This is a genomic window from Actinomyces naeslundii (assembly GCF_001956585.1).
In the GTDB taxonomy this organism is placed as follows: Bacteria; Actinomycetota; Actinomycetes; order Actinomycetales; family Actinomycetaceae; genus Actinomyces; species Actinomyces naeslundii.
Genome location: NZ_MSRR01000024.1, coordinates 45,898 through 63,374, shown reverse-complemented (window position 1 = coordinate 63,374; position 17,477 = coordinate 45,898). Strand labels below are relative to the sequence as shown.

Annotated in this window: 14 protein-coding genes and 4 tRNA genes; 15 read left to right on the top strand and 3 right to left on the bottom strand. The window is 66.7% G+C overall.

Translation table 11 applies throughout. The annotated features are described in order from the left end of the window. Positions 1-3: 3 nt before the first annotated feature. Both BKH33_RS10880 and BKH33_RS10875 read right to left on the bottom strand, forming a co-directional pair. Positions 4-1,161 carry an NAD(P)/FAD-dependent oxidoreductase gene (locus tag BKH33_RS10880; RefSeq protein WP_232621438.1) on the bottom strand — a complete coding sequence of 386 codons (1,158 nt, stop codon included), beginning with the start codon at positions 1,159-1,161 and terminating at the stop codon, positions 4-6. A gap of 118 nt (positions 1,162-1,279) precedes the next feature. Then, positions 1,280-1,355 (bottom strand) — tRNA-Val (locus BKH33_RS10875). 150 nt (positions 1,356-1,505) lie between these two features. Here BKH33_RS10875 and BKH33_RS10870 point away from each other — a divergent pair. The 8 genes from BKH33_RS10870 to BKH33_RS10835 all read left to right on the top strand — a co-directional run bounded on the left by BKH33_RS10870 (position 1,506) and on the right by BKH33_RS10835 (position 8,817). Then, positions 1,506-1,578: transfer RNA gene (locus BKH33_RS10870), tRNA-Gly, on the top strand. 37 nt (positions 1,579-1,615) lie between these two features. Beyond that, a tRNA-Cys gene (locus BKH33_RS10865) sits at positions 1,616-1,686 on the top strand. Between the two features lies 1 nt (position 1,687). Next, positions 1,688-1,762 (top strand) — tRNA-Val (locus BKH33_RS10860). 105 nt (positions 1,763-1,867) lie between these two features. Beyond that, entirely contained in the window at positions 1,868-4,024 is a 2,157-nt protein-coding gene (gene uvrC / locus BKH33_RS10855; protein ID WP_003780761.1) for an excinuclease ABC subunit UvrC, read from the top strand. A 54-nt stretch (positions 4,025-4,078) separates the two neighbouring features. Continuing rightward, positions 4,079-4,291, top strand: coding sequence for a TOBE domain-containing protein (locus BKH33_RS10850; RefSeq protein WP_003780741.1), 213 nt, complete (start codon positions 4,079-4,081; stop codon positions 4,289-4,291). Positions 4,292-4,407: 116 nt separating this feature from the next. Then, complete coding sequence (locus BKH33_RS10845) at positions 4,408-5,265, top strand: PRD domain-containing protein (protein WP_003780752.1); 858 nt, start codon at positions 4,408-4,410, stop codon at positions 5,263-5,265. A 183-nt stretch (positions 5,266-5,448) separates the two neighbouring features. Continuing rightward, positions 5,449-7,299: a beta-glucoside-specific PTS transporter subunit IIABC gene (locus tag BKH33_RS10840; protein ID WP_003780740.1), complete on the top strand. Its 1,851-nt coding sequence runs from the start codon at positions 5,449-5,451 to the stop codon at positions 7,297-7,299. Between the two features lie 54 nt (positions 7,300-7,353). Continuing rightward, positions 7,354-8,817: a glycoside hydrolase family 1 protein gene (locus tag BKH33_RS10835; RefSeq protein ID WP_003780739.1), complete on the top strand. Its 1,464-nt coding sequence runs from the start codon at positions 7,354-7,356 to the stop codon at positions 8,815-8,817. A gap of 30 nt (positions 8,818-8,847) precedes the next feature. On the opposite strand, the gene purT is transcribed toward BKH33_RS10835, so the two are convergent. Next, a complete protein-coding gene (purT, locus tag BKH33_RS10830) occupies positions 8,848-10,137 on the bottom strand; it encodes a formate-dependent phosphoribosylglycinamide formyltransferase (protein WP_076142740.1) in 1,290 nt (429 codons plus the stop codon). Between the two features lie 121 nt (positions 10,138-10,258). On the opposite strand from purT, the gene rapZ reads away from it, so the two are divergent. The 7 genes from rapZ (at position 10,259) to secG (ending at position 17,387) form a co-directional block, all read left to right on the top strand. Continuing rightward, a complete protein-coding gene (gene rapZ, locus BKH33_RS10825; RefSeq protein ID WP_003780742.1) occupies positions 10,259-11,233 on the top strand; it encodes an RNase adapter RapZ in 975 nt (324 codons plus the stop codon). 3 nt (positions 11,234-11,236) lie between these two features. Next, the gene (locus BKH33_RS10820; RefSeq protein ID WP_076066715.1) at positions 11,237-12,238 is read left to right on the top strand and encodes a gluconeogenesis factor YvcK family protein; all 1,002 of its coding nucleotides are present in this window, start codon (positions 11,237-11,239) and stop codon (positions 12,236-12,238) included. 339 nt (positions 12,239-12,577) lie between these two features. After that, on the top strand, positions 12,578-13,558 hold the full coding sequence (gene whiA, locus BKH33_RS10815; protein ID WP_075405977.1) for a DNA-binding protein WhiA: 981 nt from the start codon (positions 12,578-12,580) through the stop codon (positions 13,556-13,558). A 248-nt stretch (positions 13,559-13,806) separates the two neighbouring features. After that, a complete protein-coding gene (gap, locus tag BKH33_RS10810; protein ID WP_003784883.1) occupies positions 13,807-14,814 on the top strand; it encodes a type I glyceraldehyde-3-phosphate dehydrogenase in 1,008 nt (335 codons plus the stop codon). 111 nt (positions 14,815-14,925) lie between these two features. Then, complete coding sequence (locus BKH33_RS10805) at positions 14,926-16,119, top strand: phosphoglycerate kinase (protein WP_003784869.1); 1,194 nt, start codon at positions 14,926-14,928, stop codon at positions 16,117-16,119. 15 nt (positions 16,120-16,134) lie between these two features. After that, on the top strand, positions 16,135-16,914 hold the full coding sequence (tpiA, locus tag BKH33_RS10800; protein ID WP_003784860.1) for a triose-phosphate isomerase: 780 nt from the start codon (positions 16,135-16,137) through the stop codon (positions 16,912-16,914). A 230-nt stretch (positions 16,915-17,144) separates the two neighbouring features. After that, positions 17,145-17,387, top strand: coding sequence for a preprotein translocase subunit SecG (secG, locus tag BKH33_RS10795; protein ID WP_003784896.1), 243 nt, complete (start codon positions 17,145-17,147; stop codon positions 17,385-17,387). The last annotated feature ends 90 nt before the right edge of the window (positions 17,388-17,477 follow it).

Sequence of the window (17,477 nt, the reverse complement as noted above, 5' to 3'; positions counted from 1 at the left end):
CAGTCATTGAGCTGGGCCTCTCACGATACGGTACGAGCCGGAGCGCTGAGCCTCTTCGATCAACCACTGAGTAGTGCGGTCCATGACCCAGTCCTTGACTCGCCGGGCCGTTCTCCCCGTCAGGACAGGACCGTTGGGAACGTCGTCCGGACTTACGTGCTCGACGAGGCCGCGGTTGCGTCCCAGCGAGACGCAGCGCATGACATAACCGACCCCCGTGTTGGACGGCGCTGGGGTCTTCAGCACGCCGGAGATGAGGATATCAGCGGCTACGGCTCCCAGAGACAGGGCTGAGGCACAGCTGGGGCGCAGGTGCGAGGCCGGAGGCGCAGCGCAATCGCCGATCGCGGTAATCCTGGGATCGTCGGGGGAGCGTAGGAACCTGTTGACCACGATGCGCCCGTCGGAAGAGGTCGACACTGGTGGATCGCACGGAACAGTGACCGGTGCAAAACCTGCGGTCCATATGGTGAGTATGCCGGGCTCGGGCTGGCACAACTGGTTGTCGGTCACCGTGCAGCCCAGTCGACGCAGTTGGCGAGAGGCCTGCTTGCGGGCTCGTACGCCGAGGTGGGAGCCGACGGTGCCGGAGTCGACGATCTCAACATCGAATCCTTGCTCAGCAAGTTCCGCGGCGGTCTCGATCCCGGTGAGGCCGCCGCCGACGACGCGAATGCGCGTGTGTGAAGAGCCGACAAGTTCATCTCGAAGCGGCTGCAGATCGGCGATCCCGGAGATCGGCAGGGCTCCAGCAGGTGCCCGGCTGGTGCTGCCGGTCGCCAAGACGACCTGGTCGAAGGGAATGGGGTCGCCATCGGAAAGATGGACGACACCCCGTTTGCGATCGATGCTCGTCGCGCGGCCGATGACAACGTCGATGGCTGGGTTGAGCAGCTCGGACAAGGGCCGTACCGGGTCTTCTTCAGCACGAAGAGCCTCATGCAGACGAATACGCTCGACAAGGTGTGTCGAGGCACTGATGAGGCGAACACGTGTGAGGGCGGTGGCCATTGGGTGAGAAGCAATCCGGTTGGCTGCCATGATCCCGGCGTACCCGGCCCCGATGATGACGATGGTGGTGCGATGCGTTGGACTCATACCCATCAGACACATCGGCGCATCGAATTGTGACAGTCGAGCGGAGACTGTGACGGCATCCATAGTGGGAGGCCGATTCTGAGTTCGCCTTTGCTCATCTGCTTGCAGAGCGGGGTGATGTAGGTGATGTAAAAGTACCCGCCCTTGGGGCGGGTACTGTCAACTTGGTGTCAGGATGCTGTGGTGGGCGATACTGGAATCGAACCAGTGACCTCCTCGGTGTGAACGAGGCGCTCTAACCCCTGAGCCAATCGCCCTGTGCGGCGCTAACCATAGTCAGGCCGGCACCCCCGGAGCAAACGGCTGCCCGGTGAGGTGAATCACCGCGATGCTGTTTGCTTGTCGGTGTGATCGTGATGCTATGGTTTTCCAGCACCGAGCGGTTCGGTCGAACCGTGAGGGATCGCGCGGATGTGGCTCAGTTGGTAGAGCATCACCTTGCCAAGGTGAGGGTCGCGGGTTCGAGTCCCGTCATCCGCTCCGAGGAGCCGGGAGCGCCGAGCCCCAGCATTCTCATGGTGGGTTGGCCGAGAGGCTAGGCACCGGCCTGCAAAGCCGTTTACACCGGTTCGAATCCGGTACCCACCTCGGGCGATTGGCGCAGCGGGAGCGCGCTTCCCTGACACGGAAGAGGTCACTGGTTCGATCCCAGTATCGCCCACCACATACGAAGGCCTGAGCCCTGCTGGCTCGGGCCTTTGCTCTTCGGGCGACTGGCTGCGGGGCAGCATGTCGTGGGCAAGGTCGGTCGGCGTCTACCCTAGCGGGCATGGCCGACCCCTCGACGTACCGTCCCGCCCCGGGCGAGATCCCCACGTCCCCGGGCGTCTACCGGTTCCTGGACGATCAGGCACGTGTCGTCTACGTCGGCAAGGCCAAGAACCTGCGCCAGCGCCTGTCCAGCTACTTCCAGGACCTCGCTGCCCTGCACCCGCGCACCCAGAAGATGGTGACCACCGCCTGCGCCGTGGAGTGGACCGTCGTATCCACCGAGGTGGAGTCCCTGGCCCTGGAGTACTCCTGGATCAAGGAGTTCAACCCCCGTTTCAACGTCATGTACAAGGATGACAAGTCCTATCCCTACCTGGCGGTGACGATGGGGGAGACCTACCCCCGGGTTCAGGTGGTCCGCGGGGCCCGCAAGCCCGGGACCCGCTACTTCGGGCCCTTCGTCCAGGCCTGGTCCATCCGCGAGACCGTCGACCAGCTGCTGCGCGTCTTCCCCGTCCGTTCCTGCTCAGCCGGCGTCTTTCGCCGTGCCCAGGCATCAGGCCGCCCCTGCCTGCTGGGCTATATCGACAAGTGCTCGGCGCCGTGCGTGGGTCGCATCAATCCGGAAAACCACCGGGCGCTCGCCGAGGACTTCTGCGCCTTCATGGCCGGCCGAACCGGTCCCTATCTGCGCCAGGTGGAGTCGGAGATGAAGGCTGCCGCAGCAGCCCTCGACTTCGAGAAGGCCGCCCGCCTGCGCGACGACGCCGCCGCGCTGCGCAAGGTCATCGAGGGCAACGCCGTCGTCCTGCCCGATGCTACTGATGCTGACGTTTTCGCCCTGGTCCGCGACGAGCTCGAGGCTGCGGTCCAGGTCTTTCACGTGCGTGGTGGCCGGGTGCGCGGACAGCGCGGCTGGGTCGTCGATCTCATTGACGACGCCGAAGACTCCGAGCTCATCGAACGTCTCCTCGAGCAGGTCTACGCCTCCCTTCTCGATCCTGCCGACGACGGCGCCGTCCACCAGGGCGGAGCCCCCGCCTCCTCGGGCACCACCACCTCGGTCGGGGTGGGCGACCGCGCCCCCTCCAGCCCCCAGCCCCGCAGCGGTCCCAACGGTTCCAGCGGTGCCGCCTCCCGACGCAACGGCGAGTCGGCGGCCACCAGTGTCGACGATGTCGCCCACACAGCCACCACCGCGGTGCCTCGGGAGATCCTGGTCCCCGAGATGCCCAGCAACGCCGCCACCGTGCGTGCGTGGTTGGAGGGGCTTCGCGGAGGGAAGGTCGATCTGCGTGTTCCGCAGCGCGGGGACAAGGCTGCTCTCATGGACACGGTGCGTAGGAACGCTGAGGAAGCCCTGCGCCTGCACAAGACCCGTCGTGCCGGTGACCTCACCCAGCGCACTCTCGCTCTTGATGAGCTCGCCGAGGCCCTCGACCTGCCCGAGGCACCCCTGCGCGTCGAGTGCTACGACATCTCCCACACCCAGGGCACCTACCAGGTCGGCTCCATGGTGGTCTTCGAGGACGGTGCGCCGCGCAAGTCCGACTATCGCCGCTTCACCGTGCGCGGCCAGGACGGCAACGGGGCGACCGATGACACTGCAGCCATGCACGAGGTCCTCACCCGGAGGTTCAAGCGGCTCATCGCTGAGCAGGGACAGGGCGAGGCGGCCGCCCGTGCGGCCGAGGAGATCGAGGACGCCGAGGGTATCGCCGTCGCCTCCGGTCCTATCGACCCCGAGACCGGCAAGGCCCGGCGCTTCTCCTACGCGCCCGGGCTCGTCGTCGTCGACGGCGGTCTGCCGCAGGTCAACGCCGCCCGTTCGGTCCTCGACGAGCTCGGCATCGATGTTCCACTCATCGGTCTGGCCAAGCGCCTGGAGGAGGTCTGGATGCCGGGGGAGGAGTTCCCCGTCATCCTGCCGCGTACCTCGCCTGCCCTCTACCTGCTCCAGCACCTGCGCGACGAGTCCCACCGATTCGCCATCACCCACCACCGCAAGAAGCGCTCGGCCGGGATGACCCGCTCGGTACTGGACGGCGTTCCCGGTCTCGGGCCCGCCCGACAGGCGGCTCTCCTGCGCGAGTTCGGATCCGTCAAACGCATTCGGCAGGCCGAGGTGGACGACATCACCCGCGTCAAGGGTATCGGGCCGGCTCTGGCAGGTACTATTGTGGCTCACCTCAACAGTCCAGAAAACAAACAGTAGTGCGATTTCACAGTGCGCTGGGCTGAGCAGACATCAACTCGAAAGGAAACCCTCATGAGGATCTCCGCCCGCAACCAGCTGCCCGGCACCGTCGTCTCCATTGAGAAGGGCGCCGTCAACGGCGTTGTCAAGATCGAGGTCGCTCCCGGTGTCATCATCACCTCCTCCATCACCAACGCGGCCATCGAGGAGCTCGAGCTGGCAGAGGGTAAGAAGGCGGTCGCCGTCGTCAAGGCGTCCTCCGTCATGGTGGGCCTTCAGGACTGAGCAGGACTGAGTCGGTCTCACCGGCATCGGGGCTGCCTCGGGCGTCTCCCATCTTGTGCCAGTGGTCGCTCGCCCTTCGTCATTCGGGGGCGAGCGGCTCATGGCACAATCGGCTCGTGGAGATACTGCGAGTGCTCAATAACAACGTCGTGCTCGCGCGCGACGAGATTGGGCGTGAGGCGATCCTGACTGGCCGAGGCCTCGGCTTTCAGCGCAAGCGCGGCCAGGACGTCGACGCCTCTCTCATCTCCCGTCGCTACATCCCGGCCGATAATGCCCAATCGGTGGCGGAGGTCATCGCCGGGATCCCGCTGGAGCGCTTGGCACTCATTGAGCGGGTCTTCCGCAAGGCGGCCCGGGGCCTGAACACGGATGTTCCCTCCTCGACCCTGATCGCCGTTGTCGACCACATCAACCAGGCCATGGCGCGCGTCTGCCAAGGGCTGACCATGGACTATCCGCTGCGTGCCGAGGTCGCCCACCTGCATCCCGAGGAGCTGCGGCTGGCTGAGGCCATGGTCGAGGAGATCAACGCCGCGCAAGAGGTCCAGCTGCCTGGCGGTGAGGCTGTCGCACTGGCCCTCCACCTCTTCACCGCTGCGATCGGCGCTCCCTCGGCCCAGGCCGCCAGCGAGCAGTCGAGACTCATTGGTCAGGTCATGCGGCTGCTGGAGAAGTCCTTTGGCGAAGCCTTCGATGCGGACTCCGTCAACGCTGCGCGCTTCGCGGTCCACCTGCGTTACTTCCTGGTACGCGCACGCACCGCGGTGCAGATCGAGGACGGTACGTCCTCCCTGGTCGCTGAGGCCCTGCGCATCTCCGATCCCGATGCCTACAGAGTGGCCCGGCGTATCAGGGATCTGCTGGAGATTCGCCTGAATACCGCCGTCACCGATGATGAGACCGCCTACCTCGCCCTGCACGTTGCCCGGTTGACCTCCTCCCTGCAGCAGGCCACGCAGAGTGACGCGTAACACAAAATTCTGTCTTGTTCGATGGTTCGATTGTTTATATTGTTTCTAGTGAATTCCGGCAAGGAATTCGTAGGATTGTGACCCGACCGGGGCAAGACCTGAGACACTCCAGCGTTCACGCGCTGTCACTGTCTCGGGTCTTTTTTGTTTCCTGGAAGCGGTTGCTCACTCAGGAGGACATCAATGGCGAAGGTCGACTATGCGGCGCTGGCGCCGCGGCTGCTGGACAATATCGGAGGCGAGGAGAACATCGCCTCCATGACCCACTGCGCAACCCGTATGCGATTCGTTCTCAAGGATGAGTCCAAGGCCTCCACCGAGGCTGTTAAAGCACTCGACGGCGTCGTCACTGTGGTACAGGCCGGCGGCCAGTACCAAGTGGTCATCGGCAACGACGTGCCGCTGCTCCACGAAGAACTGGTCAGGCTCACCAACCTGACCGGCGACGACGATGAATCGACCGGCAACGACGGCAACCTGTTCGACCGGTTCATCAAGATGGTCTCGGCCCTCATCAACCCCGTGGTGTGGACGCTTGCGGGAACCGGCCTCATCAAGGCATTTCTGACGCTGACAACGACGCTGGGATGGCTGAAGGAGGACTCCACCACCCACACGATCCTCAATGCCGCGGGTGACTCAGCCCTGTACTTCCTACCGATCCTGCTGGCCATCACCTCGGCGCGCTACTTCAAAGCCAATGAGATGACAGCCGTGGCCCTGGCCGGAGCCCTGGTGTATCCCGAGATCGTCGCGCTCAACGACGCCGGCGGCCAGGTCACCTTCTTCGGTATTCCGGTGGTCATGGCCTCCTACACGTCCTCTCTTGTCCCGATCATTGTGGCCGTGTGGTTCCAGTCCCATCTACAGCGTTGGCTGACCAGGATTCTGCCCTCAGCCATCCGCAACTTCTCAGTGCCGTTGCTCGTGCTGCTCATCATGGTCCCCCTGACCCTCATCACTGTCGGCCCGGTGACGACCGCGGCGTCGAACGGCATCGCCTCGTTGATGAACGCGCTTTTCGAGCACGTGCCCTGGGTGGCGGGCGCCGTCATGGGAGCCTTCTGGCAGGTCTTCGTCATGTTCGGTGTGCACTGGGGCCTGGTACCGGTCATGATCGCCCAGTACAACGACCCGGGCTTCTCCCTCATGGCGGGGCCGATCTTCCCCGCCGTGCTGGCCCAGGCGGCCGCGACCCTCGGTGTCATGATCCGCACACGAAGCATGAAGATGCGGGAGCTGGCCGGACCGGCCTCGCTGTCCGGTTTCCTGGCCGGCATTACCGAGCCCGGGATCTACGGTGTCAACCTGCCTCTCAAACGTCCCTTCCTCTACGGCTGCATCGGCGGTGCTGCGGGTGGCGTTATTGTCGCAGCAGGAAACGGGGCAACTACCTCCTTCGTCTTCCCCTCCCTCATCGGTATTCCTGCGCTGATTAACCACGGAAACCTCGTCCTGGTCTTCATCGGTATGGTCGTCGCCGTCGTCATCTCCCTGGCTCTCACCCTCATCCTCGGATTCAAGGACCCGTCCCCGGATGAGCCCTCCCCGGTCCTTTCCGAGGAGAGTGATGCCGAGCCCACCACCGCGCTCACCTCACCGATGAACGGATCTGCCATGCCGCTGGAGAACGTCGCCGACCCGGTCTTCTCCTCCGGGGCCCTCGGCAACGGAGTCGGCATCGTCCCCTCCGACGGCCACGTCGTCGCACCGGCATCTGGGACCGTCGTCACCGCCATGGACTCCGGCCATGCCTACGGCATCAAGACCGACGACGGTGTGGAGGTCCTCATCCACGTCGGCCTGGACACCGTCAATCTCAAGGGAGAGGGGTTCACCCCCAAAGTGAGCGCCGGTGAACGAGTCGGGCGCGGTGAGCCTCTGGTAGACGCTGATCTCAAGGCGATTCGCGACGCTGGTTACGACCCCACCACGATCCTCGTCGTCACCAACACCGCCTCGTTGGGCGCCGTCGTCCCGATCGTTGATGGTGAGGTCACCACCAGTACCACCGTGGTCGAGATCGACCACTGAACCGATACCTAACCGATGAACCGAAACTGAGAGAACACATCAGGAGACACGCACATGACCGCCACGTCCACTACTTCTAAGAGCAATCCGAACTTCCCCGACGGCTTCCTGTGGGGCGGGGCCACCGCCGCCAACCAGATCGAGGGCGCTTACAACGAGGACGGCAAGGGCCTGTCCGTCCAGGACGTCATGCCTCGGGGCATCATGGCCCCACCCACCCAGGCTCCCACACCGGATAACCTCAAGCTCGAGGCGATCGACTTCTACCACCGCTACGCCGAGGACATCTCCCTGTTCGCGGAGATGGGTTTCAAGGTCTTCCGCTTCTCCATCGCCTGGAGCCGCATCTTCCCGCTCGGCGACGAGACCGAGCCCAATGAGGAAGGACTCGCCTTCTACGACCGGGTCCTCGACGAGCTCGAGAAGCACGGGATCGAGCCACTGGTCACCATCAGCCACTACGAGACCCCGCTGCACCTGGCGCGCACCTACGACGGCTGGACCGACCGCCGCCTCATCGGCTTCTTCGAGCGCTACGCCCGCACCCTGTTCGAGCGCTATGGCAAGCGGGTCAAGTACTGGCTCACCTTCAACGAGATCAACTCCGTGCTCCATGAGCCCTTCCTATCCGGCGGCATCGCCACGCCCAAGGACAGGCTCAGCGAGCAGGACCTCTACCAGGCCATCCACCACGAGCTCGTCGCCTCCGCGGCCGCGACCAGGATCGCCCATGAGACCAACCCCGACATCCAGGTCGGCTGCATGATCCTGGCCGTTCCCACCTACCCGCTCACCCCTGATCCCCGGGACGTGTGGGCGGCCAAGCAGGCAGAGCGCGCCAACTACGCCTTCGGGGACCTCCACGTACGTGGTGAGTACCCCGGTTACCTGCGGCGGACCCTGCGGGACAAGGGCATCGAGCTGGAGATCACCGAGGAGGACCGCGTGCTGCTGCGGGAGCACACCGTCGACTTCGTCTCCTTCTCCTACTACATGTCCGTGTGCGAGACCGTCACCCAGTCGGCCGAGGCCGGCCGGGGCAACCTCATGGGCGGCGTCCCCAATCCCACCCTCGAGGCCTCCGAGTGGGGATGGCAGATCGACCCGGCGGGCCTGCGCACCATCCTGAACGACTACTGGGACCGCTGGGGCAAGCCTCTGTTCATCGTCGAGAACGGCCTGGGAGCCAAGGACGTCCTCGTTGACGGACCCAACGGTCCCACGGTCGAGGACGACTACCGCATCGCCTACATGAACGACCACCTGGTCCAGGTCGCCGAGGCCATTGCCGACGGCGTCGAGGTCCTGGGCTACACCTCCTGGGGCTGCATCGACCTGGTCTCGGCCTCCACCGCCCAGATGTCCAAGCGCTACGGGTTCATCTACGTGGACCGTGACGACGGCGGCAACGGCACCCTGGCCCGCTACCGCAAGAAGTCCTTCGGCTGGTACCGCGACGTCATCGCCTCCAACGGTGCCTCCCTCGTGCCTCCGGTGCAGGAACCGCCGCGGGGGTAGGCGCTGCGATTCCGGACCCGGGCGGCCGACTCAGACGCTGGGACGGATTGCCCGGGCCGCGGCCCGGGCCCGGTCGACGGCGACCTGTACGTCGTCGGCGCAGGCCACCACGACGCCCAGGCGTCGACCCGGGTGGGCCTCGGGCTTGCCGAACAGTCGCAGGTCCACCCCGTCCTGCACGAGCGCCTCATCCAGGCCGGCGAAGCTCACGCCCTCGCCAGGGGCGGACTCGCCCGTCGCCTTGATGGTCGCCGAGGCGCCGGGGGAGCGCAGCGAGGTGTCCACAGGCAGGCCCAGCAGGGCACGGGCGTGCAGCTCGAACTCGCTCAGGCGCTGACTCGCCAGTGTCACCAGGCCGGTGTCGTGCGGGCGCGGTGAGACCTCGGAGAAGAGAACCTCCTCCCCGCAGATGAACAGCTCGACGCCGAACAGCCCCCACCCGCCCAGCGCCGTGGTGACGGCCCGGGCCACCTGGTGGGCCCGCTCCAGGGCCACCGGACTCAGGTTCTGCGGTTGCCAGGACTCCACGTAGTCCCCGTCGACCTGTCGGTGCCCGATCGGCTCGCAGAAGCTCGTCACCGTCTCTCCGGTACCCGGGTCGCGCCAGCGCACCGTGAGCAGGGTGATCTCGGTGTCGAAGCGGACGAAGCCCTCCACGATGACCCGGCCCCGGTCCACGCGCCCGTCGGTGGCCGCGTAGTGCCATGCCGCGTCCAGATCCTCCGGGCCGCGCACCACTGACTGGCCGTGGCCCGACGACGACATGACCGGCTTGACCAGGCAGGGGAAGCCCACCTGCTGGGCGCCCGCTGCCAGCTCCTCCGGGCTGGAGGCGAAGGCATAGGGGCTGGTCGGCAGGCCCAGCTCCTCGGCCGCCAGACGGCGGATCCCCTCACGGTTCATCGTCAGCTGCGTCGCGAGGGCCGTGGGCACCACCCGTACCTCACCGGACTGCTCCAGGGCCACGAGGGCGTCGGTGGCCAGTGCCTCGATCTCCGGGACGACGATCGTGGCGCCGCTGGAGCGGATCGCGGCTGTGAGCGCCGTGGGGTCGCTCATGTCCACCGTCAGGGCGTTATGGGCGACCTGCTGGGCCGGCGCCCCGTCATAGCGGTCAATGGCCGTGACCTCCACACCCAGGCGGCTGAGCGCGATCGTCACCTCCTTGCCGATCTCGCCGGCGCCCAGCAACGCCACCTTCGTCGCGCTGCGGGTCCAGGGCGTGCCCAGGACCGGGGCGCCGGGCTGAGGCGCCGCACTCCCCTGGGACGCGGAGGGGGACGGGTGAGCGCTCTGGTCGGAAGAAGGGGAGGGGCTCATGGGGCCTCCTGACGTCTGGCTGCCGAGAACCGGCGGCAGTGAGTACGGGCAACGGTGAAACGCTACCGGTAATCCGGCCTCGTCGGCGGGCGGAGGCGCCTGGACGTGCGATGCTTGGGGTATGCATGACGAGCGCCGCCCTCAGCCCTCCTCCGGCAAGCGCAAGCGGCTTCAGGACACGGTTCCCATCGAGATCCCGGCCCTCGATGAGGCCACCCCTCCGGTTCCGCCCGCCGAACGGCCCGAGCTGATCATTGTCACGGGCATGTCCGGGGCCGGGCGCTCGCGCGCGGCCAACGCTCTGGAGGACCTCGACTGGTACGTGGTGGATAACCTGCCGCCCCAGCTGCTGCCGGCCCTGTCCGGCATGATGACCACGGTCGGAGCCGGTGTGCACCGGCTGGCCGCCGTCGTCGACGTGCGCAGCCGCGAGTTCTTCTCCCACTTCATGGACTACCTGCGCAAGGTCCGCGACAACGGCACCGACGTACGGCTCATCTTCCTGGACGCCTCCGACGCCGTCCTGGTCAGGCGCTTCGAGTCCTCCCGCAGGCCCCACCCCCTGCAGGGCAACGGCTCCGTCCTGGACGGGATCGAGCACGAACGCACTCTCCTCGGGGGACTGCGGGGCGTGGCCGATATCGTCATCGACACCTCCGACTACTCCGTTCACGACCTTGCCCGCCGAGTGCGTGAGCTCGTGGCCCACGAGTCCGACCTGGCCCTGCGCATCAATGTCATGTCCTTCGGGTTCAAGTACGGCATTCCCCTGGATGCCGACCACGTCCTGGACGTGCGCTTCATCCCCAACCCCTACTGGGTCTCCGAGCTGCGCCACCTCACCGGCCGTGACGCCCCGGTGGCCGACTACGTCTTCGCCCAGAAGGGGGCGGGCGCCTTCGTCGACGGGTACGCGGACCTGCTCATTCCCGCACTCCCGCAGTACATTGATGAACTCAAGCCCCACGTTACCCTGGCTGTGGGATGCACCGGTGGCAAGCACCGCTCCGTGGCCTCAGCGGAGCGGCTCGGAGCCAGGCTGCGTAGAGCGGGCTTCGAGGTTGTTGTCCAGCACCGTGACCTGGGACGGGAGTAGCCAGTGGGAACGACGATCGATGTAGCCGGGTGGCCCCGCCGAGGCGAGGAGGGGCCCGCCGTCGTGGCCCTGGGGGGCGGGCACGGCCTGTCCGCCACGCTCCGGGCGCTGCGGCACGTCACCCACCGGCTCACCGCCGTCGTCACCGTCGCCGATGACGGCGGGTCCTCGGGGCGTCTGCGTCGGGAGTTCGACTGCCTGCCGCCGGGGGACCTGCGGATGGCGCTGGCCTCCCTGTGCGAGGACTCCGAGTGGGGGCTGACCTGGCGGGACGTGCTCCAGCACCGGTTTGAGGGGCACGGGGAGCTCGATAACCACGCCTTGGGAAACCTGCTCATCCTGGCGCTGTGGCAGCTGCTGGGAGACGACGTCGCCGGACTCGACTGGGTGGGACGACTGCTGACGATCCACGGCCGGGTCGTGCCCATGTCATCCTCACCCCTGGTCATCGAGGCGGATATCGTCTCAGGCGGTACCAGCAGCAGGGTCAGTGGACAGGTGGCGGTGGCCTCAGCCCGAGGACGCCTGGAGAACGTGGGGATCGTTCCGCAGGATGCCGATGCCCACCCTGAGGCGCTGCGGGCCATTGATGAGGCGGACTGGGTGGTTCTGGGGCCGGGGTCCTGGTACACGTCGGTGCTCCCGCATCTCATTCTTCCCTCCATGCGCCAGGCCCTGGTGGGCACCTCGGCCCGCAAGGTCGTGGTCCTCAACCTCTCCGCGCAGCAGGGCGAGACTGATGGGATGACCAGCGCCGATCACCTGCGGGTCCTGCGTCAGTACGCACCCGACCTGCGCCTGGACGTGGTTCTGGCCGATCCCTCCACCGTTGAGGACGTCACCGATCTGGAGTCGGTGGCCTCAGCCATGGGCGCCACCGTCGTCCTACGGCAGGTGCGCACCGGCGAGGCACTGCGTCACCACGACCCGCTGCGCCTGGCAGCAGCCTTCCGGGACGCCTTCGAGGGGGCGCTGGGCGACGTCACCGACGAGAGGCAGACCTGACGCGGCCGGCAGCGTGGCCGGGTCCCGGCAGATCTAGGTGGACCCCGTGGATCGTGACAATGGACTCATTGAAGAATCCTGCTGCTCGCCATCGTTCATAATTCCTTGGGTCCCCGCCCAGCCCGCAGCAGGGTGGCACTGCTAGGAATTTTCCTAGACGCGCCTTCGGGCGCCGCACCACATCACCATGTCGTCTCATCCGCCCCGGTCGCTGTCCGCCCCATGGTTCTCTCGAGCGGAGCACCGGCTGCACCTGAGTCACGCCGGCAGTACCCATATCCATAGTCCGTCCGTTGCCATCGGCACCGGCTACGACCCCGAGCACGAGGAGCCCACCCAATGTCGCTGACGGTCACCGTCAAGGATGAGCTCGCGCTCGTTGTCACCGAGAACGCCGCCCAACGACGGGCTGAGGTCTCCGCGATGCTGCGCTTCGCCGGGGGACTGCACATCGTCTCCGGGCGCATCGTCGTCGAGGCCGAGCTCGACCACGGCGGGGCCGTACGCCGCCTGCACCAGCACCTCAAGGAGCTCTACGGGATGGAGCCCGAGGTCATGGTGGTGCAGGGCGGATCCCTGCACCGGGGATCCCGCTACGTGCTGCGCGTGACTCAACGGGGCAAGGACCTGGCCCGGCTCTCCGGCCTGGTCGACGATCGCGGACGGCCGGTGCGCGGCATGCCGGTCGCCGTCGTCCAAGGGGGGCGCAATGCCGCCGCAGCCGCATGGCGCGGAGCCTTCCTCGCCCGAGGCTCGCTGACCGAGCCCGGTAGGTCATCCTCACTGGAGGTCACCTGTCCCGGCTCCGAGGCTGCGCTGGCTCTTGTGGGGGCCGCGCGGCGCTTCGACATCTCGGCCAAGGCCCGCGAGGTGCGCGGAGCCGACCGCGTGGTCGTCCGTGACGGTGAGGCCATCGGTGTCCTCCTGGAGCGAATGGGTGCTCCAGAGGCCTTCAAGGTGTGGGCCGAGCGCCGTTCCCGGCGCGAGTCGAGGGGGACGGCCAACCGTCTGGCCAACTTCGACGACGCGAACCTGCGTCGCTCCGCCCGCGCCGCCGTGGCCTCGGGGGCTCGGGTCGAGCGCGCCTTCGAGATCCTGGGGGATGACGTCCCCGGCCACCTGCTCCAGGCCGGTCAGCTGCGGATCGCCCACAAGCAGGCTTCCTTGGAGGAGCTCGGCCAGCTCTCCGACCCCCAGCTGACCAAGGACGCCGTCGCCGGACGTATCCGCCGGCTCCTGGCCATGGCGGACAAGCAGGCGCACGAGCTGGGCATCCCCGACACGGAGTCTGTCCTCACTCAGGAGATGCTCGAACCCTGAGTCCAGGTGGGACCTCGGTCCTGGCGTGAGGACAATCGATGGTCATCAGTCCCGTGAAGGCTGGATTCTGCGTCACAGTGTTCGCCCGTGGCGTGGCCAGTGGCTCCCAGCGGCTGCCCAGTGTGGCTAGACTCGGCCGTGCCGGAGCTGAATCGGAGATGTGAGCTGACGATGTTCCGGAGCACACGCTGTGTGTGAGAAGAGCCCAGCAACCGTGCGCCTCTACCGGCGCACTAGGAGGACACAAAGTGACCACCCGCGTTGGTATTAACGGCTTCGGCCGAATCGGCCGCAACTTCTTCCGCGCCGCCCTCGAGCAGGGCGCCGACATCGAGGTTGTCGCCGTCAACGATCTGACGGACAACAAGACCCTGGCCCACCTGCTCAAGTACGACTCGATCCTTGGTCGTTTCAACGGCGAGGTCTCCTACGACGAGGATGGCATCACCGTCAACGGCAAGCACATCAAGGTGCTTGCTCAGCGCAACCCCGCCGACCTGCCCTGGGGCGACCTGGGCGTTGAGGTCGTCGTGGAGTCCACCGGCTTCTTCACCGACGGCGAGAAGGCCAAGGCCCACCTCGACGGTGGCGCCAAGAAGGTCGTCATCTCCGCTCCCGCCAAGAACGTCGACGGCACCTTCGTCATGGGTGTCAATGAGGGCGACTACGACAACGCCACGATGAACATCGTGTCCAACGCCTCGTGCACCACCAACTGCCTCGCCCCCCTGGCCAAGGTCCTCCACGAGAACTTCGGTATCGAGCGCGGCATCATGACCACCATCCACTCCTACACGGGTGACCAGCGTGTTCTCGACGCCCCGCACAGCGACCTGCGCCGTGCTCGCGCCGCCGCGCTGAACATGATCCCCACCAAGACCGGTGCCGCCCAGGCCGTGGCCCTCGTCCTGCCCGCCCTCAAGGGCAAGTTCGACGGCCTCGCCGTGCGCGTCCCCACCCCGACCGGCTCGCTGACCGACCTGACCTTCATCGCCGAGAAGGAGGTCTCCGTCGACGCCGTCAAGGCCGCCGTCAAGGCCGCCGCCGAGGGTGAGCTCAAGGGCGTTCTCGAGTACACCGAGGACCCGATCGTCTCCACCGATATCGTGGGCAACCCGCACACCTCGATCTTCGACGCCACCGAGACCAAGGTCATCGGCAACCTCGTCAAGGTCCTCTCCTGGTACGACAACGAGTGGGGCTACTCCAACGCCCTGGTCCGCCTGACCGCCCTGGTCGGCTCCAAGCTCGCCTGAGACCAGACCGAGAGCATGACTCTCTAGAAGACGGCGCCCGCGCCACGCTATGCGTGCGCGGGCGCCGTCCGTCAGACCCCACACCATCACCCACAACCGATGAGAGGCTTTATGAAGACCATCGAGTCCCTGGGCGACCTCAAGGGCAAGCGAGTCCTGGTCCGCTCCGACTTCAACGTGCCGCTGGACGCCGACAAGAACATCACCGACGACGGCCGTATCCAGGCCGCTCTGCCCACCCTGCGCACCCTGCTCGACGCCGGTGCCAAGGTCATCATCACCGCCCACCTCGGGCGTCCCAAGGGCCAGGCCAACCCCGACTACTCCCTGGCGCCCGTGGCCAAGCGCCTTGCCGAGGTGACCGGCACCAAGGTGACGCTTGCCGAGGACACCGTCGGTGAGTCCGCCAAGGCCGCTGTCGCCGCAGCCGGTGACGGCGAGATCGTCCTGCTGGAGAACGTCCGCTTCAACGCCGCCGAGACCTCTAAGGACGACGCCGAGCGCGAGGCCTTCGCCGCTGAGCTCGCCGCCCTGGCCGATGTCTTCGTCTCTGACGGCTTCGGCGTCGTTCACCGCAAGCAGGCCTCCGTCTACGACGTCGCCAAGCTGCTGCCCTCGGCCGCCGGCTTGCTCGTCGTCAAGGAGATCGAGTCACTGGGGCGCGCTGTCAACGACCCCGAGCGCCCCTACACCGTGGTGCTCGGTGGCTCCAAGGTCTCCGACAAGCTCGGCGTCATCTCCAACCTGCTGGGCAAGGCCGACCGTCTTCTCATCGGTGGCGGCATGGCCTACACCTTCCTGGCCGCCCAGGGCTACGAGGTGGGCACCTCCCTGCTGGAGAAGGACCAGATCGACACCGTCAAGGGCTACCTGGAGACCGCCAAGGCCAACGGCGTCGAGCTTCTGCTGCCCGTCGACACAGTCGTGGCCCCGACCTTCGCCGCGGACGCCCCGGCCACCGTCGTGCTCTCCAGCGAGCTTCCCTCCGACCAGATGGGTCTGGACATCGGCCCTGAGACGCGAAAGCTCTTCGCCGACGCGATCGCCACCTCCAAGACCGTGGTGTGGAACGGCCCCATGGGCGTCTTCGAGTTCCCGGCCTTCGCCGAGGGCACCAAGGCCGTGGCCAAGGCGATCTCCGAGTCCGACGCCTTCTCCGTCATCGGCGGTGGCGACTCCGCCGCGGCCGTGCGCACACTCGGCTTCGACGAGGCCACGTTCTCCCACATCTCCACCGGCGGTGGCGCCTCCCTCGAGCTCCTCGAGGGCAAGACGCTGCCCGGTATCGCAGTGCTCGAAGACTGAAGGAAGGCAACCTAGATGAGCAACCGCACCCCGCTCATGGCGGGCAACTGGAAGATGAACCTCGACCACCTCGAGGCCAACCACCTTGTCCAGGGCCTGGCCATGGAGCTCAAGGACCACGACCACGACTACGCCAAGTGCGAGGTCCTCGTGATCCCGCCCTTCACGGACATCCGCACCGTGCAGACCGTCGTCGAGGCCGACTCCCTGAGCGTCAAGTACGGCGCCCAGGACGTCTCCACCCACGACAACGGCGCCTACACCGGCGAGATCTCCACCGAGATGCTCACCAAGCTCGGCTGCAGCTACGTGGTCATGGGCCACTCCGAGCGCCGCGAGTACCACGGCGAGTCCGACGCCCTCGTTGGCGCCAAGGCCCGCAAAGTGCTCGACGCCGGTATGACCCCCATCCTGTGCTGCGGTGAGGCCCTGGATGTCCGCAAGGCGGGCAACCACGTCGAGTTCGTCCTAAGGCAGATCCGCGCCGCCCTGGAGGGATGGAGCGGTGAGGACGTCGCCAAGATCGTCATCGCCTACGAGCCCATCTGGGCCATCGGCACCGGCGAGACCGCCACCGCCGAGGACGCCCAGGAGGTGTGCGGGGCGATCCGTGAGGCCCTGCGTGCCGACTACGGCGACGCCACGGCCGACGCCACCCGTATCCTCTACGGCGGTTCCGCCAAGCCCGCCAACATCAAGGAGCTCATGGCCCAGCCCGACGTCGACGGCGCGCTGGTCGGGGGAGCCTCCCTCAAGGCGGACTCCTTCGCCGCCATGGCCGGCTTCTACGCCTGAGCGGCCTGAGCCTCGACGAGGGACCCGGCCACCGGTTCCCCGCAGAGCCTCAGCCCTCGTAGTCAGGGTCCCGGACACCTCACACCATGTGGTGTCCGGGACTCGGCGTCTTGCGGGTAGACTGCCGAGCGGACAGGTGGGGGTGCACGTCTCCTTCGAGAATCGCGCCGGTCTCCAACCGGCGCGAGGCCTCCACAGCAAGACGAAACCAACGACGAAGGGAACGCGGCGTGAACGTGGTGCGTATCGTCCTTCAGGTGCTGCTCGTCCTCTCGAGCTTCTTCCTCATCATGTCGATCCTCCTGCACAAGGGCAAGGGAGGCGGCCTGTCGGACATGTTCGGCGGCGGCATCTCCTCCTCAGCCGGGTCCTCCGGCGTGGCCGAGCGCAACCTCGACCGCATCACCGTGGCCGTGGCCATCACCTGGACGATCACGATCGTCGGGCTCGGCCTGGTCGCCAAGCTCGGCTGAGCATCGGCTGGCTGCGACGAGCACGGCGAAGACGACGGCCGCGGCCGCCGGTACCACCCACGATCCGCGTGGCGACGCCCTGGACCGGGC